This window comes from Burkholderia sp. E168m15, from assembly GCF_016586105.1.
Lineage (GTDB): Bacteria > Pseudomonadota > Gammaproteobacteria > Burkholderiales > Burkholderiaceae > Burkholderia > Burkholderia orbicola.
Genome location: NZ_BCPO01000037.1, coordinates 36180 through 57354, shown reverse-complemented (window position 1 = coordinate 57354; position 21175 = coordinate 36180). Strand labels below are relative to the sequence as shown.

16 protein-coding genes are annotated in these 21175 nt (G+C 68.0%); 4 read left to right on the top strand and 12 right to left on the bottom strand.

Features of this window, described 5'->3' with window-relative positions; translation table 11 throughout:
- The first annotated feature begins 144 nt into the window (after positions 1–144).
- Positions 145–1383: an MFS transporter gene (locus tag JMF86_RS06820; protein WP_201316846.1), complete on the top strand. Its 1239-nt coding sequence runs from the start codon at positions 145–147 to the stop codon at positions 1381–1383.
- A 72-nt stretch (positions 1384–1455) separates the two neighbouring features.
- On the opposite strand, the gene JMF86_RS06815 is transcribed toward JMF86_RS06820, so the two are convergent.
- A complete protein-coding gene (locus JMF86_RS06815; RefSeq protein ID WP_374039643.1) occupies positions 1456–2250 on the bottom strand; it encodes a 5'-methylthioadenosine/adenosylhomocysteine nucleosidase in 795 nt (264 codons plus the stop codon).
- The gene (locus JMF86_RS06810) at positions 2250–4613 is read right to left on the bottom strand and encodes a UvrD-helicase domain-containing protein (protein ID WP_201316844.1); all 2364 of its coding nucleotides are present in this window, start codon (positions 4611–4613) and stop codon (positions 2250–2252) included. Before JMF86_RS06810 ends, JMF86_RS06815 begins: the two co-directional genes overlap by 1 nt.
- Before the next feature lie 235 nt (positions 4614–4848).
- Here JMF86_RS06810 and JMF86_RS06805 point away from each other — a divergent pair, with 235 nt between their 5' ends.
- Both JMF86_RS06805 and galU read left to right on the top strand, forming a co-directional pair.
- On the top strand, positions 4849–7716 hold the full coding sequence (locus JMF86_RS06805) for a valine--tRNA ligase (RefSeq protein ID WP_201316843.1): 2868 nt from the start codon (positions 4849–4851) through the stop codon (positions 7714–7716).
- Positions 7717–7803: 87 nt separating this feature from the next.
- Positions 7804–8688 carry a UTP--glucose-1-phosphate uridylyltransferase GalU gene (galU, locus tag JMF86_RS06800; protein ID WP_006476218.1) on the top strand — a complete coding sequence of 295 codons (885 nt, stop codon included), beginning with the start codon at positions 7804–7806 and terminating at the stop codon, positions 8686–8688.
- Between the two features lie 52 nt (positions 8689–8740).
- On the opposite strand, the gene JMF86_RS06795 is transcribed toward galU, so the two are convergent.
- From JMF86_RS06795 to JMF86_RS06765, 7 genes are all read right to left on the bottom strand, one after another.
- On the bottom strand, positions 8741–9355 hold the full coding sequence (locus JMF86_RS06795) for a DUF4136 domain-containing protein (RefSeq protein WP_011545219.1): 615 nt from the start codon (positions 9353–9355) through the stop codon (positions 8741–8743).
- A gap of 37 nt (positions 9356–9392) precedes the next feature.
- Positions 9393–11780 carry a CHASE2 domain-containing protein gene (locus tag JMF86_RS06790; RefSeq protein ID WP_201316842.1) on the bottom strand — a complete coding sequence of 796 codons (2388 nt, stop codon included), beginning with the start codon at positions 11778–11780 and terminating at the stop codon, positions 9393–9395.
- A 10-nt stretch (positions 11781–11790) separates the two neighbouring features.
- Positions 11791–13152: a FecR domain-containing protein gene (locus tag JMF86_RS06785; RefSeq protein WP_201316841.1), complete on the bottom strand. Its 1362-nt coding sequence runs from the start codon at positions 13150–13152 to the stop codon at positions 11791–11793.
- Positions 13149–13853 carry a response regulator transcription factor gene (locus JMF86_RS06780; RefSeq protein ID WP_006490421.1) on the bottom strand — a complete coding sequence of 235 codons (705 nt, stop codon included), beginning with the start codon at positions 13851–13853 and terminating at the stop codon, positions 13149–13151. Before JMF86_RS06780 ends, JMF86_RS06785 begins: the two co-directional genes overlap by 4 nt.
- A 266-nt stretch (positions 13854–14119) precedes the next feature.
- Entirely contained in the window at positions 14120–14554 is a 435-nt protein-coding gene (locus tag JMF86_RS06775; RefSeq protein ID WP_201316840.1) for a peptidase, read from the bottom strand.
- A 328-nt stretch (positions 14555–14882) separates the two neighbouring features.
- The gene (locus JMF86_RS06770) at positions 14883–15110 is read right to left on the bottom strand and encodes a sulfurtransferase TusA family protein (RefSeq protein WP_006402122.1); all 228 of its coding nucleotides are present in this window, start codon (positions 15108–15110) and stop codon (positions 14883–14885) included.
- 116 nt (positions 15111–15226) lie between these two features.
- Complete coding sequence (locus tag JMF86_RS06765; protein WP_011545214.1) at positions 15227–16162, bottom strand: LysR family transcriptional regulator; 936 nt, start codon at positions 16160–16162, stop codon at positions 15227–15229.
- Between the two features lie 109 nt (positions 16163–16271).
- Here JMF86_RS06765 and JMF86_RS06760 point away from each other — a divergent pair, with 109 nt between their 5' ends.
- A complete protein-coding gene (locus JMF86_RS06760; protein WP_201316839.1) occupies positions 16272–17792 on the top strand; it encodes a CoA-acylating methylmalonate-semialdehyde dehydrogenase in 1521 nt (506 codons plus the stop codon).
- 57 nt (positions 17793–17849) lie between these two features.
- On the opposite strand, the gene JMF86_RS06755 is transcribed toward JMF86_RS06760, so the two are convergent.
- The 3 genes from JMF86_RS06755 to JMF86_RS06745 all read right to left on the bottom strand — a co-directional run bounded on the left by JMF86_RS06755 (position 17850) and on the right by JMF86_RS06745 (position 21163).
- The gene (locus JMF86_RS06755; protein ID WP_077180236.1) at positions 17850–18734 is read right to left on the bottom strand and encodes a MurR/RpiR family transcriptional regulator; all 885 of its coding nucleotides are present in this window, start codon (positions 18732–18734) and stop codon (positions 17850–17852) included.
- Between the two features lie 273 nt (positions 18735–19007).
- Positions 19008–20180 carry a Gfo/Idh/MocA family protein gene (locus JMF86_RS06750; RefSeq protein WP_201316838.1) on the bottom strand — a complete coding sequence of 391 codons (1173 nt, stop codon included), beginning with the start codon at positions 20178–20180 and terminating at the stop codon, positions 19008–19010.
- Positions 20181–20236: 56 nt separating this feature from the next.
- Positions 20237–21163, bottom strand: coding sequence for a TIM barrel protein (locus JMF86_RS06745; protein ID WP_201316837.1), 927 nt, complete (start codon positions 21161–21163; stop codon positions 20237–20239).
- Positions 21164–21175 lie beyond the last annotated feature (12 nt).

The window sequence follows — 21175 nt, the reverse complement described above, 5'->3', positions numbered from 1 at the left end:
TCCGTCACACGAATGTCCGATTCGCGATAAAACTTGGCCTGACATTCTCAATACGCCACATTACACTTCTTTGACGCATCAACGAATCGACAACGCGCCGATCCCCAACAGAGCGCGCCAGCCACCTCAACTCGTTCAGCTCACATGGAAACCAGCCTCGACTCCGGAGCCGCCGGCGCAGCCGCCGCCCAGCCGTCCGCACCGCCCGTCGCCCGCACCGTCTACCCGGTGCTCGGCGCGATCAGCTTCTCGCACATGCTCAACGACATGATCCAGTCGTTGATCCTCGCGATCTACCCGATGCTCAAGAGCCAGTTCGCGCTGTCGTTCGCGCAGATCGGCCTGATCACGCTCACTTACCAGATCACCGCGTCGCTGCTGCAGCCGCTCGTGGGCCTCTATACCGACAAGCATCCGAAGCCGTATTCGCTGCCGGTCGGCATGGGCTTCACGCTCGCGGGGCTGCTGCTGATGTCGGCCGCGCCGAATTTCCCGATGCTGCTGGTGGCCGCCGCGCTCGTCGGCTGCGGCTCGTCGGTGTTCCACCCCGAATCGTCGCGGGTCGCGCGGATGGCGTCGGGCGGCCGGCACGGGCTCGCGCAGTCGGTGTTCCAGGTGGGCGGCAATGCCGGCTCCGCGCTCGGGCCGCTGCTCGCCGCGCTCGTGATCATTCCGCACGGCCAGCACAGCATCGCTTGGTTCTCGGCGGCCGCGCTCGTCGCGATGATCGTGCTCACGCAGATCGGCCACTGGTACAAGAAGCATCCGTCGATGAAGAAGAAGGCCGCCTCGGCCGGCCACCCGACGCTGTCGCGCGGCCGCGTGATGGCCGCGATCGGCGTGCTGGTGCTGCTCGTGTTCTCGAAGTACTTCTACCTCGCGAGCATCAACAGCTATTTCACGTTCTACCTGATCGACAAGTTCCACCTGTCGGTGCAGGCCGCGCAGATCCACCTGTTCGTGTTCCTCGCGGCGGTGGCGGCCGGCACGCTGATCGGCGGGCCCGTCGGCGACCGGATCGGCCGCAAGTACGTGATCTGGGTGTCGATCCTGGGCGTCGCGCCGTTCACGATGCTGCTGCCGTACGCGAACCTGTTCTGGACGAGCGTGCTGACCGTGATCATCGGCGTCGTGCTGGCGTCGGCGTTCGCCGCGATCCTCGTCTATGCGACCGAGCTGATGCCCGGCAAGGTCGGGATGGTCGCGGGCCTGTTCTTCGGCTTCGCGTTCGGCCTGGGCGGCGTCGGCGCGGCCGTGCTCGGCCAGCTCGCCGATGCGACGAGCATTCCGTTCGTCTACAAGGTGTGCTCGTTCCTGCCGCTGATCGGCGTGCTGACGGTGTTCCTGCCGAACCTCGAAAGCAGCCGGCGCAAAAAGGCGTGACGAACGACTGGCCGCGGCGTGCGCGCTGCGGCCGGTCGAATGGTTTGGACGGGAAAGTGCGAGACGGCGGCTTCAGGCCGCCGTCGTCGCATGCAGCGTCAGGAAACGCTTGAGGATGCCGGACGAATAGCTGCTCGCGATCGCCGACAGGAAATGCGAGAACGACTGCGTCGCGTGATCGTCGGCCGTATCGGAGATCGTGCGCACGAGCGCGAACGGCACGTCGTGCTCCGCGCACACCTGCGCGATCGCCGCGCCTTCCATCTCGACCGCGAGCGCGTCCGGCAACGCGTCGCGCAGCGCGAGCACTTCCTGCTCGCTCGACACGAACCGGTCGCCGCTGATGACGAGCCCCGCGTGCAGCGCCGCGCCGGCGAGCCCGAAGCGCTCGGCGAACCGCGCGCCCTCTTCCTCGACGAACAGCGTGCATGCAGCCCGCAAGCGGGCCGTCAGCGCCGCGTCGGTCGCGAAGCGCGTGATGCCGAGCAACGGCACCTCGTAGCGCGGAAAGAGCGGCGATGCATCGAGATCGTGCTGCAGCAACGTATCGGCCACGACGACGTCGCCGATACGCACCGTGCGCGACACACCGCCCGCGACACCGGTGAACACCACGCCCGACACGCCGAACACGTGGATCAGCGCGCTGACCGTCGCGGCCGCCGCGACCTTGCCGACCCGCGCGAGCGTGACGACGCAGGCCGCGCCGTGCACGGTGCCGACGTGGTAATCGCGGCGGCCGAGCGTGACCGTCTTCATCGCGCCGTCGGCGCGCATCGCGGCGATCAGGTCGCCGAGCTCCTCGGGCAGCGCGGCCAGAATGCCGAGCGGACGGGCGGCAGGCGTCACGGCGAGGTCGACGTCCATCATTCCACCGCCTGCAGTTTCGCGACCGCGAGCGCGAGCCATTTCTCGCCGTGGCGCTTGAACTTCACCTGCGCCTTCGCATCGGTGCCGTTGCCTTCGAGCGCGGTGACCGTGCCTTCGCCGAACTTGGTGTGGAACACCTGCTGGCCGACCCGGAAGCCGGTGTCGGCCGCGCGCTGCTTGTTCGCGAACGCGGGCAGCGGCGCGGACACGGCCGCATCGACGATCTGCTCACGGCTGCCGCCGCCCGGCCGCGCGAACCAGTCACGCCCGTAGCCGGCATTGTCCGAACGCCCGCCCCAGCGCGACCCGGCCTCGACCTTCGGCGTGAGCCACTTCAGCACGTGCTCGGGCAGTTCGTCGAAGAAGCGCGAGCGCACGTTGTAGCGGGTCTGGCCGTGCAGCATCCGGCTCTGCGCGAACGACAGATAGAGCCGCTCCTTCGCGCGCGTGATCGCGACGTACATCAGCCGGCGCTCTTCCTCGAGGCCGTCCGATTCGAGCACGCTGTTCTCGTGCGGGAAGAGGCCCTCCTCGAGCCCCGTGATGAACACGGCCGCGAATTCGAGCCCTTTCGCCGCGTGCACGGTCATCAGTTGCACCGCGTCCTGGCCGGCCTGCGCCTGGTTGTCGCCGGCCTCCAGCGACGCATGCGACAGGAAGCCCGCGAGCGGCGTCATCGTGTCGGGGTTCTGTGCGGGGTCGGCGGGCGACGCCGGATCGAGCACGTCGACCGCCGGATCGTCGGTTGCGGTGCCGAGCTCGGGCGCCGCGATCGCGCCCGCGCGCAGCGGGATCGAGCGGGCCGGCGTGTCGAGCCCGTAGCCTTCCTCGGCGATGAACGCGGTGGCCGCGTTTACGAGTTCCTGCAGGTTTTCGAGGCGATCCTGCCCTTCGCGCTCGCCCTGGTAGAAATCGGCGAGGCCGCTCGCGCGCACGATGTGCTCGACGGTGTCGGGCAGGTTCATGTGCTGCGTGTCGGCACGCATCTTCGCGATCAGGTTCGCGAACCCGCCGAGGCTCGTGCCGGCCTTGCCGGTCACGTACGGAATCGCGGCGGCCATCGAGCAGCCGTACAGGCGCGCGGCGTCGGCCAGTTGCTCGACCGAGCGCGCACCGATGCCGCGGGTCGGGAAGTTCACGACGCGCGCGAATGCCGTGTCGTCGTTCGGGTTGTCGATCAGGCGCAGGTACGCGAGCGCGTGCTTCACTTCCTGCCGCTCGAAAAAGCGCAGGCCGCCGTACACGCGGTACGGAATGCCGGACGACATCAGCGTGTGCTCGATCGAGCGCGATTGCGCGTTGCTGCGGTACAGGACGGCCACTTCGCTGCGCGCCATCCCGGTATTGATCAGCGAACGGATCTCCTCGACGATCCAGCCGGCTTCCTGCGAATCGGTGCTGGCTTCGTACACGCGTACCGGCTCGCCGTGGCCGGCATCGGTACGCAGGTTCTTGCCGAGGCGGTGCGCGTTGTTCGAGATCAGCTGGTTCGCCGCGTCGAGGATGTTGCCGTGCGAACGGTAATTCTGCTCGAGCTTGATCAGGTTGCGCACGCGGAATTCGTCTTCGAAGTCGCGCATGTTGCCGACGTTCGCGCCGCGGAACGCATAGATCGACTGGTCGTCGTCGCCGACCGCGAAGATCGCGTTCTCGCCGCCCGCGAGCATCTTGAGCCACGCGTACTGCAGCTTGTTGGTGTCCTGGAACTCGTCGACGAGGATGTGCCGGAAGCGCGCCTGGTAGTGCGCGCGCAGCGGCGCGTTGTACGCGAGCAGCTCGTAGCAGCGCAGCAGCAGCTCGGGGAAATCGACGACGCCTTCGCGCTGGCACTGCTGATCGTACGCCTGGTACAGCTCGACGAACTTGCGGTTGAAGTTGTCGGTCGCGTCGACCTTGTCCGGGCGCAGCCCCTGCTCCTTCGCGTTGTTGATGAAGTACTGGACGTTCTTCGGCGGATACTTTTCGTCGTCGACGTTCGCCGCCTTCATCAGCCGCTTGATCGCGGACAGCTGGTCGGCCGTGTCGAGGATCTGGAAGGTCTGCGGCAGGCCCGCGTCGCGCCAGTGCGTACGCAGCATCCGGTTGCACAGGCCGTGGAACGTGCCGATCCACATCCCGCGCGTATCGATCGGCATCATCGCCGACAGGCGCGCCATCATCTCGCGCGCGGCCTTGTTCGTGAAGGTGACGGCGAGCACGGTGGGCGGCGACGCATAGCCCTGCTGGATCAGCCACGCGATGCGCGTGATCAGCACGCGGGTCTTGCCGCTGCCCGCCCCTGCGAGGATCAGCGCCGGTTCGTTCGGCAACGTGACGGCGGCGAGTTGTTCGGGGTTCAGATTGGCGAGCAGATCGGGCATGGAGCGGCGGCTAACGGGCGAGAAAAATGCGGACCCGACATTATAAGTCGGCCGCGCGATGCCGTTTCCGATCCGTTCGGTCGCACGCTGCCTGCGTGTTGCGGGCGGGTTGCGGACACGTTGCGGCCGCGTCCCGGCGGGCCCGCGCCGGCAAGGCGATGGCTGGCCGATGGGCATCCATTTATAATTGTCAGATTCGGCATCCAATTCACGCATTTTTCGGCAGATTTCCAACATGAGCGACAACACGCTTGCGAAGAGCTTCGAGCCCCATACCATCGAGTCCCAATGGGGGCCGGAGTGGGAAAAACGCGGCTATGCCGCCCCGGCATTCGATCCGGCCCGCCCTGATTTCGCGATCCAGTTGCCGCCGCCGAACGTGACGGGCACGCTGCACATGGGCCACGCGTTCAACCAGACGATCATGGACGGCCTCGCCCGCTACCACCGGATGCTCGGCGAGAACACGCTGTGGGTGCCCGGCACCGACCACGCCGGGATCGCCACCCAGATCGTGGTCGAGCGCCAGCTCGACGCGCAGGGCGTGTCGCGCCACGACCTCGGCCGCGAGAAGTTCGTCGAGCGCGTGTGGGAGTGGAAGCAGCAGTCCGGCTCGACGATCACCGGCCAGGTGCGCCGCCTCGGCGCGTCGACCGACTGGTCGCGCGAATACTTCACGATGGACGACAAGATGTCGGCCGCCGTGCGCGACGTGTTCGTCACGCTGTATGAACAGGGCCTGATCTATCGCGGCAAGCGCCTCGTCAACTGGGATCCGGTGCTGATGACCGCCGTGTCGGATCTCGAAGTCGTCAGCGAGGAAGAAAACGGCCACCTGTGGCACATCCGCTACCCGCTCGTCGACGGCTCGGGCTCGCTGACGGTCGCCACCACGCGTCCCGAGACGATGCTCGGCGACGTCGCGCTGATGGTTCACCCGGAAGACGAGCGCTACGTGCACCTGATCGGCAAGCTCGTCACGCTGCCGCTGACGGGCCGCGAGATCCCGGTGATCGCCGACGACTACGTCGACCGCGAGTTCGGCACCGGCGTCGTGAAAGTCACGCCCGCGCACGACTTCAACGACTATCAGGTCGGCCTGCGCCACAAGCTCGCGCCGATCGAGATCCTGACGCTCGACGCGAAGATCAACGACAACGGCCCCGAGCAGTATCGCGGCCTCGACCGCTTCGACGCGCGCAAGGCGATCGTGGCCGACCTCGACGCGCAGGGCTTCCTCGACTCGGTGAAGCCGCACAAGCTGATGGTGCCGCGCGGCGACCGCACGGGCGTCGTGATCGAACCGATGCTGACCGACCAGTGGTTCGTCGCGATGACGAAGCCGGCGCCGGAAGGCACGTTCCATCCGGGCAAGTCGATCACCGAGGTATCGCTCGACGTGGTGCGCGACGGCCAGATCAAGTTCGTCCCGGAAAACTGGACGACCACCTACTACCAGTGGCTCGAGAACATCCAGGACTGGTGCATCTCGCGCCAGCTGTGGTGGGGTCACCAGATTCCCGCATGGTACGGCGAGAACGGCGAGGTGTTCGTCGCGCGCGACGAGGAAGAAGCGCGCGCGCAGGCCGCGGCGAAGGGTTATGCAGGCGCGCTCAAGCGCGACGAGGACGTGCTCGACACGTGGTTCTCGTCGGCGCTCGTGCCGTTCTCGTCGCTCGGCTGGCCCAACGAAACGCCTGAGCTGCAGCACTTCCTGCCGTCGTCGGTACTCGTCACCGGCTTCGACATCATCTTCTTCTGGGTCGCCCGGATGGTGATGATGACGACGCACTTCACCGGCAAGGTGCCGTTCCATACCGTCTACGTGCACGGCCTCGTGCGCGACGCGGAAGGCCAGAAGATGTCGAAGAGCAAGGGCAACACGCTCGACCCGATCGACATCGTCGACGGCATCGACCTCGACACGCTGGTCGCGAAGCGCACGACGGGCCTGATGAACCCGAAGCAGGCCGCGACCATCGAGAAGAAGACGCGCAAGGAATTCCCGGACGGCATCCCCGCGTTCGGCACCGACGCGCTGCGCTTCACGATGGCGTCGATGGCGACGCTCGGCCGCAACGTGAACTTCGACCTCGCGCGCTGCGAAGGCTATCGCAACTTCTGCAACAAGCTGTGGAACGCGACGCGCTTCGTGCTGATGAACTGCGAAGGCCACGACTGCGGCGCCGACAAGCCGGAAGTGTGCGGCGCGGGCGACTGCGGCCCCGGCGGCTACCTCGACTTCTCGGCGGCCGACCGCTGGATCGTGTCGCTCTTGCAGCGCACCGAAGCCGACATCGCGAAGGGCTTCGCCGATTACCGCTTCGACAACATCGCGAGCAGCATCTACAAGTTCGTGTGGGACGAGTACTGCGACTGGTATCTCGAACTCGCGAAGGTGCAGATCCAGAACGGCACGCCGGAACAGCAGCGCGCCACCCGCCGCACGCTGCTGCGCGTGCTGGAAACGGTGCTGCGCCTCGCGCACCCGGTCATCCCGTTCATCACCGAAGCGCTCTGGCAGAAGGTCGCGCCGCTCGCCGGCCGCTATCCGCAGGGCAAGGCCGACGGCGAGGCATCGCTGATGACGCAGGCGTATCCGGTCGCGAACCTGCAAAAGCTCGACGAGGCATCCGAGCAGTGGGCAGCCGACCTGAAGGCGATCGTCGACGCGTGCCGCAACCTGCGCGGCGAGATGAACCTGTCGCCCGCGACCAAGGTGCCGCTGCTGGCGGCCGGCGACGCCGAGCGCCTGCGCTCGTTCGCGCCGTACGTCCAGGCGCTCGCACGCCTGTCCGAAGTGCAGATCCTCGCGGACGAAGCCGCGCTCGACCAGCAAGCGCACGGCGCGCCGATCGCGATCGTCGGCCCGAACAAGCTGGTGCTGAAGGTGGAAATCGACGTCGCGGCCGAGCGCGAGCGCCTGTCGAAGGAAATCACGCGCCTGACGGGCGAGATCGCGAAGTGCAACGCGAAGCTCGGCAACGAGGCTTTCGTTGCGAAAGCGCCGCCGGCCGTGGTCGAACAGGAGCAGAAACGTGTCGCGGAATTCCAGAGCACGCTCGAAAAACTGCGTGCGCAGCTCGATCGGTTGCCTGCGTAACAAACGGTAAGGTCATTTGCGTTCACTATAATGCGAACGTGAACATAGACCGTCTGACAAGTCGATTACAGGAATAAAGGTTCGATCATGTTGAAAGTCACCAAGGCGGTATTCCCCGTTGCCGGTCTCGGCACGCGGTTCCTCCCGGCAACGAAGGCGAGCCCGAAGGAAATGCTGCCGGTCGTCGACAAGCCGCTGATCCAGTACGCGGTCGAGGAAGCGATCGCGGCCGGCATTACCGAGATGATCTTCGTCACCGGGCGCAGCAAGCGCGCGATCGAGGACCACTTCGACAAGTCGTACGAGGTCGAGGCCGAACTCGAGGCGCGCGGCAAGGAAAAGCTGCTCGAACTCGTGCGCAGCATCAAGCCGAGCCATGTCGACTGCTTCTACGTGCGCCAGCCGGAAGCGCTCGGCCTCGGCCACGCGGTGCTGTGCGCGGAAAAGCTCGTCGCCGACAACCCGTTCGCGGTGATCCTCGCGGACGACCTGCTCGACGGCAACCCGCCGGTGATGAAGCAGATGGTCGACGTGTTCGACCACTATCACAGCTCGGTGATCGGCGTCGAAGAGATCCCGCCGTCGGAGACGAAGTCGTACGGGATCGTCGACGGCAAGGAATGGGAAGAGTCGATCGTCAAGATGTCGGCGATCGTCGAGAAGCCGGCGCCGGAAGTCGCGCCGTCGAACCTCGGCGTGGTCGGCCGCTACGTGCTGAAACCGCGGATCTTCGATCACCTGCGTGCGCTGAAGCCGGGCGCGGGCGGCGAACTGCAGCTCACCGATGCGATCCAGGCGCTGCTCGCCGACGAACAGGTGCTGGCCTACAAGTACCAGGGCACGCGCTACGACTGCGGCAGCAAGCTCGGCTACCTGAAGGCGACGGTCGAATTCGCGCTGCGCCACCCGGAAGTCGGTGCGGAATTCGAGACGTACCTGCGCACCCGCGACGGCGCCCAACCGACCGTCTGAACGCGGCAAGGGCGCGCTCCGGCGCGCCCGCCCTCACCTCGCGGCCGCCGCTTCAGCGCGCGTCGGCCGGCTTCACCGAGACGACGCCCGGCATGCCGCCCGCGTCGTCTTTTTTCGTCTTGACCAGCCAGCCGCTGCCGTCGCCGAACGGCACCTTCGCCAGCGCGCTCTTCACGAGCGCCGGCGCGGCCTGCTGCGTACCGGGATCGCGATCGCGCAGCGACGCCGACACGCGATAGACGTCGGCGCCCGATTTCGCATCGACGAAGCGCAGCGTCAGCACGTGACGGTACACGCGGCCCATGAACGGTAGCGCGAACGGCGCGGGCCCGTCGACCGTCACGCACGCGCTGCTCGCCGCGCCGCACCGCTCGGCGCTCGCCGCGACCGCCGCCGGCTGCGTCGCGTACGCGATCGACAGCCGGTAACGCGCGTCCTTGAGCGGCTGCGCATCGAAGCCGCGGCGCGCGAGCTCGTCGCGCACGAGCGTCTCGATCTGCCGGTATTCGGCGTCGTCCGCCTGTGCGGCCGTCCGCGCGAAGTCGTAGCCGTGCGCACCGGATGCAAATGCATTCGGCTGCCCGACCGCACTCACGCCGCTCGTCACGCCGGCGCAACCCGTCAACAGCGACGCCGCCAGCGCGGTCGCTGCCCATTGCTTTCTCATGACTTTCCCCAAATGCCTGCCGTCGCGCCCGGCCCTGTCAGGCGGACGGCTCGTCGATCGCGGGCAGCGACACCGTCACCGCGGTGCCGACACCCACTTCGCTGTCGACCGACACGCTGCCCCCATGGCGCGTGACGACCGTCTTCACGAACGCCATGCCGAGCCCGGAACCCGAGATTTCGGGCCGCTCGCCGGCATGGAATCGCTTGAAACGCTCGAACAGATGCCGCTGATCTTCCGGCGCAATGCCGTACCCCTGATCGCGAATCGTACAGAACATCCGCTTCGATGCGTGCTCGACCGTCAGCGTACACGTGATCACCGTGTCGGACGGACTGTATTTGACCGCATTGTTCAGCAGGTTCACGAAGGCGCGCGTGATCAGCGAGCGGTCCGCGCGCACCCAGCACATGTCGGTGCCCACGCCGGTCTCCACGCGAATGTGCTTCGCCTGCGCCTGCGGCCACACCTCGTCGCTCGCGTCGATCAGCACGTCGACGAGGCTCGTCACCTCGAGCTGGTACGCCTGCGACTCGGCGCGCGCCAGTTGGACGAACTCGTCGGCGAGCGACAGCGCGCGGTGCGCATAGCGCTCGATTCGCGCGAGCAGCCCGCGCATCGCGTCGCTTTCGACGCGGTCGCGCTCGATCTCGACCAGCGCGAGGATCGACGACTGCGGCGAACGCATGTCGTGCGACAGCAGGTGCAGCGCTTCCTCGCGCTGCCGCTCGGCCGCGTGCAGCTCGGTCACGTCGACGAGGCCGGCAATCCAGCCGGTCACGCGCCCTTGCGCGTTCGTACATGCCGCGTAGCGTAGCAGATGGTCGAGCCCGTCGCGATCGCGCACCTCGATGCCGCGCGCCATCGCGTCGTGCTCGGCCTCGAGCGTCGGATCGAGCACGGCCGGCCAGTGCTCGCGGATCGCCGCGTCATGCTCGGCGTTGCCGTCGACGGTCTTCATGAAGGTCAGCTCGCCGAGCGCGGTGCGCAGCGGGCGCCCTTCCGGCAGCGGCAGCGCGAGCCGCGACCCGTAGCGTTTCGCGGCATGGTTGGCGATCAGCACGGTGCCGGCGAGGTCGGTCACGAAGATCGGCTCGGGCATGCTGTCGAGGCTGTCCCACACGAAGCGCTTCATGTCCTGCACACGCTGCGCGGCCTGCGCCATCAGCGCCATCTGCCGCTCCAGCACGTCGCCGCCGACGCTGCGCGTGCGCGGCGCCTCGGGCAGCAAGTGCGGCTCGTCGGCGAGCTTCTGCAGCTCGCGGCGCAGGTACGACATCGTCATTTCCAGCCGCCGCCAGTTCCAGATCGGATAGACGGCGATCAGCCCGAAGATCGCGGGCGCCGGCGTCAGCCAGATGCGCGCCTCGAACAGCAGCGCCAGGCTCGCGACGATGGCGAGCGCGGCGAGGCTCAGCGTCAGCAGCAACGCGCGCCACGGCGACAGCATCAGGAAGCCGCCCAGCAACACGGCGAGCGGCAGCAGCGACGCGACGAACAACCCCGCACGCGACGCGGGCGAAATCGCACTGCCGGTCGCCAGCATGTCGAGCACGTTGGCATGGATATACACGCCGGCGAGCGGGCCGAACTCGCCGGACACCGGCGTCGCGAAGCGATCGTACAGCCCGGATGCCGTCACGCCGACGACGACGATCTTGCCGCGCAGCGCGTCGGGTTTCACGCGCCCTTCGAGCACGTCGTCGAACGACAGCGTCGGATACGCGGGCGTATTGCGGCTGAACGGAATCAGGTAGCGGCCGTCGCCCGCCGCATCACGCGACAGGTCGTGCGCGTCCGCGCCGGGCACGCCGCCGACCGGGTGCAGCCGGCCGGCCTGGATCGCGCGATAGACGGGCACCATCAGTTGCGGCCAGCGCACGCGGCCGTCGCTTTCGAACAGCGCGACGCTGCGCACGATGCCGTCGCGATCGACTTCGAGATTGATATGGCCCAGCCCCGTCGCGCGCGCGGCGAGGGCGGCCACCGGCGGATCGACGGAGCGCGTGCCGTCCGCCTGCTCGGGGCTCAACAGCACGGGCAGGAAGGTCGGCACGCGGCTCATCGCGTCCGCGAACGCGCGATCCTCCGACGATGGTTCGGTAAACAGCACGTCGTAGACGACCGCGGCCGGCTGCGCGCGCGCGAGCGTATCGAGCAGCCGCGCATGCACGTCGCGCGGCCACGGCCAGCGGCCGAGCGCGGATACGCTCTGGTTGTCGATGTCGACGACGACCACGTCGGGCGACAGCGGCAGGCTGCGCAGCATCAGCAGCCGGTCGTAGATCAGCCCGTCGACGCTCGACGACAGGCGGCCGAGCGCGCACACGAGAATCACCGCGATCCCGAGGCAGCCGATCGCGATCCATTCGATCAGGAAGCGGCGGCCGAGGTGCCGCCGCGGAGAAACGGAGTCGGGTTTCATGCGCCGCGGATCAGCGCGACAACGTGAACGCGCTGACCGGACTGGTCTTCTCGTAGAACTTGCCGCCTTCGAATTCCTCGACGGTCACGGCCCAGAAATAGTCGCCCGGCGGCAGGTGCGCGACGGTGATCTGGCGCGCGTGCAGGCCGACCTGGTCGACGACCGGCGCGCTCAGGTCCTTCGAGCGCGACAGCACGAACCGGTAACGCGCATTCTTGCCCGAGCCGTTCGGCGACCAGCGGAACTCGTAACCGCCCGCGCCCTGCGACGCGCTCGCGTCGAGCCCCATCACGCGGCGTTCGAACGCATAGGTGCGCGGCAGCCCCTCGAGGCCGTTCGCATCGATCGCGGCGATCCGCACGAAGTAGTTGCCGTTCGGCACGTCGCGGAACACCGCGCGCGGCGAATCGGTGCGCGTTTCGCGGAACAGGTCGAGCAGCCCCGCATCGTGCGCGAGCTGCACGCGATACGCATGCGCCTGCGCGAGCGGCGTGACGTCGAATGCGACGTCGGGCTCGTCCTGCACCTTGTCGGGATGCGCGAGCGCGGGGGCGCCCAGCAGCTGGACGGGCGCGCCGACCGCGCCGGACGACGTCGCGACGCTGCCGAAATTCGCATGCACGAGCGTCGCGTCGGCCGGCTGCCGGCCGCCCGCGACGCCGACGGTGCCGTCGAGCACTTCGACGCGCGTCGACGCAGTGCCGGCCGCGTCGTAGTTCACGCGAAAGCGCGTGCCGCGCACGCCGGCCACGACCGACGGCGAGCGGATCTGGAAGCGGTCGTCGCGTTTCTTCAGGTGGGTGACTTCGCTGTCGACCGAGCCGCGCGTGAGTTCGAACTCGCGATCGAGCGTACCGGTCAGCACCGTGCGGCGCAGCGACTTCAGGTCGAGCTGGCTGTCGGGCGGCAGGCTCATGTGCGTGCCGTCGGCCAGCTCGATCGTCACGAAGCCGTTCGGGCCGGTACGCACGCGATCGCCTTCGGCGAGCGTCGCATCGTTCGCGAGCGGCGCGAAAGCCGCGCCGGACGCACGCTCGGCCGTGCCCTGCACCGCGATCACGCGTGCGGTGAGCTTTTCCTTGCGCAGGCGCGCGACCGGCAGCTTCAGCGCGATGCCGGGCTGCAGGTGCTTCGGCGCCGGCACGCCGTTGATCTGCTGGAGCAGTTGCCAGTCGTCCGCGCCCTGCAGGTAGCGCGCGGCGACGTCGTACAGCGTGTCGCCGGCCTGCGTGCGATAGACGACCGTCTTGCCTGCGGCGGCGGCCGGCTGCGCCGCGGCCTGCTGCGCGGCGAACGCCAACGCGACCGCGCAGGCCGCGCGCAGCGCTGCCGTACCCAGGTTCGCCGTGCGCTGCGTGAGTCGCGTCGTCACTCCGGTTCCCCCTGGCCGACCCGTTCGAGCCGGTAGCCGTACCCGTAGATCGGCGCGAGACGGTAGCCGTTCTCGGGCCGCAGGCCGAGCTTGGTGCGCAGCATCGAAATGTGCGTATCCATCGTGCGCGACGGAATGTCGGTCGCCTGCTTCCACACGAGGTCGAGAATGTGCGCGCGCGACAGCGGCCGGTCGAGATGCTGGAACAGCAGCAGCGCGAGCTCGAATTCCTTTTGCGTGAGGCTCACGGCCTTGTCGCCGACGTACGCCTGCTTCAGGTTCACGTCGAAACGGAACTGATCGAATTCGCGGACGGTCGCCTCGGCGTTGACCGGATACGCGCGGCGCAGCAGCGAACCGATGCGCGCGCGCAGGATCGGGCCCGACACCGGCTTGACCACGTAATCGTCGGCGCCGGCGTTGAGGATCTGCGTGATCCCCGCCTCGTCGTCGCGGCTCGTCATGAAGATGATCGGCAGGCTGTGCTCGGTCTGGTTGGCGCGCACCCACTTGAGCACTTCCTCGCCGGACATGTCGGGCACGTTCCAGTCGAGCACCAGCAGATCGAACGTCTCGCGCTGCAGGCGCTTCTTCAGGGCCTTGCCTTCCTTGAACGCATAGCACGTATGGCCAACGGCCGTCAGCGTTTGACTGACGAAATCCGTCTGGGCCGGATCGTCATCCAGTACAGCAATTCTCATAGCACCCCGCAAATCGAAGTCGGTTCGTCCATTCGGCTCCCGCGCCTGCCCCGGCCGCGCAACCTGCGCGCGGCGGCGGATACCGGCCAGCGAGCCGTCGTTCGCCGCTCGCGCCACCTGCGCAAACCGGCGACCCCGGCTAAATATCTCAAAAACGGGGCACGGACGAACCGGCGATTTCATCATAGTAGTATGAAATTCGCCAAGAAATTGCGCGGACTATCGCCCTTTCTTCGAATAATCCTTTCTGTTGCGCAACCGGACGCCTAATCGGCGCCCGCGATGCCGGCCACCGGCTCGGCTAAATCGTCGGTCGGCATGCGTGGCGATGGCGGCTCCGACAGCGGCGGTTGCGCCAGCATCCGCTGCAGCTGGTCGCGCACGCGCTCCCACGCATTGGCCGCGTAGTCGGGCTGGCCCGCCGCCCATGCCTGCGCCAGATCGAACACGCGTTCGATCGTTGCGCCACAGTAGGTCGGGCCCGAGCCGTCGTCCCGCGCGGCGTCGCGCAGCCGTTCGTCGAGCCACTCGGCCAGCCACGGCATCTCGGCCGCGGCCGAATCTGCATATGCCTCCAGCGCGGCACGCGCGTGGCGGTCCTGCTGCGGATCGAGCTCGATCCGGCTCAATTCCGAGGTGCGCACGGGCGCGATGCTTTCCGCTCCGGACGGACTTCGAAGGGTCCCTGGTCTGAAGGACATGTCCTCTCCCCGTTGTACGACGGTAGCGTCAGGCATGGCCCCCGAGCCCGCCGTGCGACGTACCGTGGCCGGCGCCTCCGCTGGGAGCGGACGACCGGCCGGGTCAGTATACGCAGCCGGTCACGCAATGAGGTTTAAGAATTGTCAGAGAGGGACGCCCGGTTAGGGAGGCCCGGTTAGGGACGCCCGGTTAGGGAGGCCCGGTTAGGGACGCCCGGTTAGGGACGCCCGGCCAAGGGGGCAACCGGCTTGGGGCGGTCGGCCAGGCGCGACTGCCGAGGCGCGGCCGGCCGGCAGCCCGGCACCGCGGGACGTGCGATGCGTGCCTTCAGCGGCGGCGCATCAGAAACACGAAGGTCTTGTCCTGCGTCGTCGATTCGACGATCTCGTTGCCCGTCTGCTTCGCGAACGCGGCGAAATCGCGCTGCGAGCCCGGATCGGTCGCGAGCACCTTGAGGATCTGCCCGCTTTCCATATCGGCAAGCGCTTTCTTGGCACGCAGGATCGGCAACGGGCAATTGAGCCCGCGCGCGTCCACTTCCTTGTGAATCTGCATCGGCTGTCGACCTTCGAATGACGCGCCACACACGGCGCGGGAGGAAGCCGCGATTTTACCGCAGCGCCGCCGCGCCTGCCCGGCCGCCCACGGCCCCGCGCCCGCCGGCAGGCGGCTCACGCGCCGGAGAAGCCGCCCGCGAGCCGCTCGCGCAAGTGGCGCACCAGCGCGCGCACCGCGCTCGGCACGACCGGGCTGTACGGACGAATCGCGAAAATGTGATCGCCGAACGCGCCCGACGGCCGCCAGCCGTCGAGCAGCGCGACGAGCCGGCCGGCGTCGAGATCGCGCCTCGCGCTGAAATCGGGCAGCAGCGCGATGCCGAGCCCGCCGAGCGCGGCCTCGCGCATCGCCTCGCTGTTGTTCGCCGCGAAACTGCCGCGCACCGGCACGCTCACGCGCTGGCGCCGGCGGCCGTCCGGCTCGAAGCTCCACGCGGCCGGCTCGTTGTCGCGCAGGTAGCACAGGCAGCTGTGATCGACGAGTTCGCTCGGGTGGCGCGGCGCGCCGCGCGCGTCGAGATAGTCGCGGCTCGCGACCAGCAGCGAACGCGTGTCGCACAGCTTCCACGCGACGTGGGTCTGCGGCGCGGTGGTGGTATGGCGAATCGCGAGGTCGAAGCCTTCCTGCGTCAGCGAATGCAGGCGGTCCGACAGGTCGAGCTCGATCTGCACGCCCGGATGCTGGCGCAGGAAATCGGGCAGGTGCGGCACGACCTGCTGGCGCCCGAGCGCGACCGGCACCGTGACGCGCAGCAGCCCGCGCGGCTCGCCGGCGAGATCCTTCACCCGCGCGAAATGCTGACCGATCGACTCGAACGCGTCGCGCGTGCTGTCGACCAGTGTCTGGCCCGCGTCAGTGAGCCGCACGCTGCGCGTGGTGCGGCGCACGAGCGGCACGCCGGCCGCCTTTTCGAGATCGGCGATGCGCTGGCTCATCGCGGCCTTGCTGATGCCGAGCCGCTGCGCGGCAGCCGTGAAACTGCCCGCGGCGGCCAGCACCGTCAGCGAATGGATATGCGGCCAGAGCGCCTGGACATTTTGCTGATTCATCCATTGATTATTCAGAATTCTGAACAGTGAATCAAGTTTCGCGGCCTTCTCCCGCCCTGCCGGTTTCCCTAGACTAGGCGCTGTTGCCCCTCATCCCCAGGAGACACGCATGACCACGGTTCCCGCCTATACGTCCGACGCCGACGTCGGCCACTACCTCGACGGCGCGCCCGTCGCCGGCCGCAGCGGCCGCTTCCAGGACGTCTTCAATCCGGCGCTCGGTCGCGCGGTGCGGCGCGTCGCGCTGGCCGGCAACGACGAAGTCGAACGGGCCGTCGCGTCGGCCCACGCGGCGTTCCCGGCCTGGGCCGACACGCCGCCGATCCGCCGCACGCGCGTGCTGCACCGCTTCCTGCAGTTGATGAACGAGCACCGCGACACGCTGGCGGCGATCATCACGGCTGAGCACGGCAAGGTGTTCTCGGATGCGCAGGGCGAAGTCGCGCGCGGCATCGACATCATCGAATTCGCGTGCGGCGTGCCGCAACTGCTGAAGGGCGACTTCACCGACCAGGTCAGCACCGGCATCGACAACTGGACGATGCGCCAGCCGCTCGGCGTCGTCGCGGGCATCACGCCGTTCAACTTCCCGTGCATGGTGCCGTGCTGGATGTTCCCGGTCGCGCTCGCGACGGGCAACACGTTCGTGCTGAAGCCGAGCGAGCGCGATCCGTCGGCCGCGCTGTTCATCGCCGACCTGCTCACGCAGGCCGGCCTGCCCGCCGGCGTGTTCAACGTCGTGCAGGGCGACAAGGGCGCGGTCGATGCCCTTCTCGATCACCCGGACGTGCAGGCCGTCAGCTTCGTCGGCTCGACGCCGATCGCGGCCTACGTGCAGCAGCGCGCGGTGCAGTCGGGCAAGCGCGTGCAGGCGCTCGGCGGCGCGAAGAACCATCTCGTCGTGATGCCCGACGCGAACATCGACCAGGCGGTCGATGCGCTGATCGGCGCCGCGTACGGCTCGGCCGGCGAGCGTTGCATGGCGATCAGCATCGCGGTGCTGGTCGGCGACGTGGCCGACAAGATCGTGCCGGCCGTGGCCGAACGCGCGCGCAAGCTGGTGATCGGCGACGGGATGTCGCCGGAAGTCGAGATGGGGCCGATCGTCACCGGCGAAGCGCTCAAGCGCATCGAAGGCTATATCGAGCAAGGCGTGAACGAAGGCGCGCAACTGGTGGTCGACGGCCGCGGGCTGCGCGTGCCGGGCCGCGAGGCCGGCTTCTTCACCGGTGGCACACTGTTCGACCACGTGAGCCCCGACATGCGGATCTACAAGGAAGAGATCTTCGGGCCGGTGCTCGGCTGCGTGCGCGTGAAGGATTTCGGCGAGGCGGTCGACCTGATCAACGCGCACGAGTTCGGCAACGGCGTGTCGTGCTTCACGAGCGACGGCGGGATCGCGCGCGAATTCGCGCGGCGCATCCAGGTCGGCATGGTCGGCATCAACGTGCCGATTCCGGTGCCGATGGCGTGGCACGGCTTCGGCGGCTGGAAGAAGAGCCTGTTCGGCGACATGCACGCGTACGGCGAGGAAGGCGTGCGCTTCTACACGCGCCAGAAGTCGGTGATGCAGCGCTGGTCGTCGAGCATCGGCAAGGGCGCCGAGTTCGCGATGCCGACCGCGAAGTAAGCCGGCCGGTGCGCCCTCCGCCGATCCGTTCGGCGGGCGGCGCACCGGCAGTCGGGATCAACCGGCCTTCGTGCCGTGCGCGCCGTCGGCGGTCGGCAGGTACGACAGCTCGAGCCGGTACGCGAGCGCGACGAACAGGCTCTGCGCAAGGCCCATCGTGGCCGTCAGCGCGCGAAAGCCGAACGTCGCGCTGTCCTGCACCATCAGCGTCACTTCCGCTTCCCGCGCAAGCGGGCTCATCCGGCTGTCGGTGATCGCGATCAAGCGTGCGCCGCGCTGCGCGGCCTGCTGCGCGACCTGCACGGTCTCGTCCGCATACGGCATGAACGAGATCGCGATCATCACGTCGCCCTCGCGCACCGAGCGGATCTGGCCGAGATGCATGCTGCCGAGCGCGTCGAACAGCCCGATGCGCTTGTCGGTGTGCTGCAGCGCATAGTCGAGATACACGGCGATCGGAAACGCACGCCGCGACCCGGCGATCCAGATCGCCTGCGTATCGGCGAGCAGGTCGACGGCCTGCGCGAGTGCCTGCGAATCGAGTGTCTGCCGCAACTGCTGCATCCCGGCAATGCTGCCCTTGATGAATTCGTCGGCGATCTGTTCGGGCTGCAGGCTCGAGGAGCCGGCCTCGATCACGTCGCGCAGCCGCAGGTTGTACGCACGCCCCGGCGCGATCTGCTGCGCGAGCCCCTCGCGGAACAACCGCTGCATCTCGGAGAAACCGGAGAAGCCGAAGTGCTTCGCGAACCGCACGACGGCCGACGGCTGGACGCCGCAGGCTTCCGCGAGCGACTGGATGCCTTCCAGCCCAAGCTGGTCCCGATGCGTTTCCACGTGGCGCGCGATCACCTTCAGGCGATTGCTGAGGCCGTCGTACTCCTGCGTCAGGTGCTGCAGGAACGCCTCGACGGTGGCGGGAGGTTTCTCGGATGAGCTCATCGGATAGCGCGAAGTTGACGGCCCCGATGCGCGCGCGCGGCTGGCCGGCGCGGCCCGGGGCTCGACTGGATACATGCATGAAGGGCGAATTTAATCACGTTTGCGGCACGACCCGCGCCGCCGGCTCGCTCCCACGCGCTCGGTCATCACTTGCACACGCTCCACGGCAAGACTGGAAACGATTGTCCAACGCGCTCGCTGCGCCGTAAAGATCAGGGTGTGTACCAAGGCCGGCTACCACGGCGAAGCGTGGTGCAGCCGACCTGCCTCCGTTCAACGATAGTCGACCCACACGCCGCCCGCATCGGCCGAACGCACGCAATTCTCGACCCAGCGCACGCCCTCGACGCCCGCGTGGACGTCCGGAATGCGGATGGCCCTCACCGCTGCGGCGTCGCCGCGATCGGCCGCATCCATCGCGAGTGCGAAACGCGCGTACAGGTTCGACCATGCCTCGAACAGCCCTTCCGGATGCCCGGCACCGATGCGGTCTTCGCGCGTGGCGTTCGGATGCAGGTACGGCATCCCGCGATCGAGCACCTGCGCGGGCTGCCCCTGGATTTCGTAGCGCAACTGGTTCGGATGCTCGTCCCACCATTCGACGCTCGCCTTCGAGCCGATCACGCGCACCTTCTGCCCGTGCATCGAACCGGCGTTCACCGCGCTCGACCACACGTAGCCGATCGCGCCGGTGTCGTACTCCATGATCGTGAACGCGTTGTCCTCGAGCGGCGCGCGGCTCTTCACGAAGCTCTGCCGCGAACACATCAGCCGGCGGATCTTCAGTTCCGGCGCCATCACCTCGGAGATGTACAGCGGATGCGTGCCGATGTCGCCGAGCACGTAGCTCGGGCCCGCGAACTTCGGATCGACGCGCCAGCGCGCGGCCGCGCTCGCGGCCTCGACGCCCTCGCTGTGGAACCCGTGTGCGAACTGCATCTGCACGATGCGGATTTCGCCGAGATCGCCGCGCGCGATCATCTCGCGCGCCTGTTCGATCATCTGGTGTCCGGAATAGCCGTATGCGACGCCGACGATCCGGTTCTTTTCGACCGACAGCCGCTGCAGCGCCTCGGCCTCCTCGGTCGTGAAGCACAGCGGCTTCTCGCAGACCACGTGCAGCCCCGCGTTCAGCGCGGCGCGGCAGATCTCGAAGTGCGTGTTGTTCGGCGTCGCGATCGACACCGCACGGATGCCGTCCGGGCGGCGCGCCTCGGCGTCGAACATCGTCGCGTAGTCGGGATAACAACGCTCGGCGGCGACGCCGAGCTTCACGCCGAACTGGCGGCCGCGTTCGGGATCGATATCGAACGCGCCGGCGACCAGCTGGAAGCTGCCGTCGCGCAACGCGGCCGACCGGTGGCTGTAGCCGATCTGGCTGCCGAGCCCGCCGCCGACCGTGCCCCAGCGAATCGAATGTCCAAGCAGAATCTGTCCGTCAATCATGATGGTGGTGTTCCTGGTCCGTGTTCAGGGGGTTCGGGGGTGCAACGCGCGATGCATCATGCGAAGCCGGCCGACGCGAGAAACGCGCGGCTCGCGGCGACGTCGCGCAGGCTCGTGCCGGCATTGCGCGGGTCGCGCTCCTGTTCGATCGTGATGTACCCGGCGTAGCCGATGTCGTCGAGCGCGTGGCGGATCGACCGGTAGTCGAGCACGCCGGTGCCGATCGGGCACATCACGCCGCGCGCGCACGCGGCGAAGAACGCGATGTGCTCGCCCATCACCGCGTCGTACACGCCCGCGTCGATGTCCTTGAAGTGCACATAGTCGAGGCGCGCCGCATGGCGGCGCAGCCAGGTTTCCGGGTCCATGCCCGAGTAATGCAGGTGGCCGGTATCCAGACAGAGGCCGGCCGTGTCGGCCGGAACGTCGGCGACGATCCGGTCGATCTCGTCCGCGAATTCGATGTAGCCGCCCGCATGCGGATGGATCACCGTGCGCACGCCGAATTCGTCGCGCGCGATCGTCGCGATCTGCCGGATGTGCTCGACCATGCCGGCCCAGCGTGCGCCGGACAGCCGCGGCGCGCGATCGCCGTGGCCGGCCGCGTAGTCGCGTTCTTCATGCCCCCAGTCAATCACGACCAGGTACGGCGCCGCGTAGCGCTGGCCGTCCTGCGTCGGCAGTTTCGGCAGCCGCGTGATCAGCGCGCAGATCTCGCGCGTCTGGCGCAACAGGTTCGGCAGGTTCTCCGGCGCCACGAGATCGTCGAAGATCGTACCGGCGGTGATGCTCAGGCGTTGCCGCTCGAGCTCGGCGCTCACCACGTCGAGTTCGAGCGGGATGTAGCCGTACGGCCCGAGCTCGATGCCCGAGTAACCGGCCTGCGCAGCCTCGGCGAGCACGTGCCGCCACGGCGGCAGGTGCGGGTTCTTCACGTCGTCGACGCCCCAGCAACACGGCGCGCAGCCAATCTTCATCGTCATGTCGGTCTCTCC

Coding starts and splice junctions, on each gene's coding strand:
- JMF86_RS06820 (WP_201316846.1), top strand. CDS start 145: ATGGAAACCAGCCTCGACTCCGGAGCCGCCGGCGCAGCCGCCGCCCAG.
- JMF86_RS06815 (WP_374039643.1), bottom strand. CDS start 2,250: ATGGACGTCGACCTCGCCGTGACGCCTGCCGCCCGTCCGCTCGGCATT.
- JMF86_RS06810 (WP_201316844.1), bottom strand. CDS start 4,613: ATGCCCGATCTGCTCGCCAATCTGAACCCCGAACAACTCGCCGCCGTC.
- JMF86_RS06805 (WP_201316843.1), top strand. CDS start 4,849: ATGAGCGACAACACGCTTGCGAAGAGCTTCGAGCCCCATACCATCGAG.
- galU (WP_006476218.1), top strand. CDS start 7,804: ATGTTGAAAGTCACCAAGGCGGTATTCCCCGTTGCCGGTCTCGGCACG.
- JMF86_RS06795 (WP_011545219.1), bottom strand. CDS start 9,355: ATGAGAAAGCAATGGGCAGCGACCGCGCTGGCGGCGTCGCTGTTGACG.
- JMF86_RS06790 (WP_201316842.1), bottom strand. CDS start 11,780: ATGAAACCCGACTCCGTTTCTCCGCGGCGGCACCTCGGCCGCCGCTTC.
- JMF86_RS06780 (WP_006490421.1), bottom strand. CDS start 13,853: ATGAGAATTGCTGTACTGGATGACGATCCGGCCCAGACGGATTTCGTC.
- JMF86_RS06775 (WP_201316840.1), bottom strand. CDS start 14,554: ATGTCCTTCAGACCAGGGACCCTTCGAAGTCCGTCCGGAGCGGAAAGC.
- JMF86_RS06770 (WP_006402122.1), bottom strand. CDS start 15,110: ATGCAGATTCACAAGGAAGTGGACGCGCGCGGGCTCAATTGCCCGTTG.
- JMF86_RS06765 (WP_011545214.1), bottom strand. CDS start 16,162: ATGAATCAGCAAAATGTCCAGGCGCTCTGGCCGCATATCCATTCGCTG.
- JMF86_RS06760 (WP_201316839.1), top strand. CDS start 16,272: ATGACCACGGTTCCCGCCTATACGTCCGACGCCGACGTCGGCCACTAC.
- JMF86_RS06755 (WP_077180236.1), bottom strand. CDS start 18,734: ATGAGCTCATCCGAGAAACCTCCCGCCACCGTCGAGGCGTTCCTGCAG.
- JMF86_RS06750 (WP_201316838.1), bottom strand. CDS start 20,180: ATGATTGACGGACAGATTCTGCTTGGACATTCGATTCGCTGGGGCACG.
- JMF86_RS06745 (WP_201316837.1), bottom strand. CDS start 21,163: ATGACGATGAAGATTGGCTGCGCGCCGTGTTGCTGGGGCGTCGACGAC.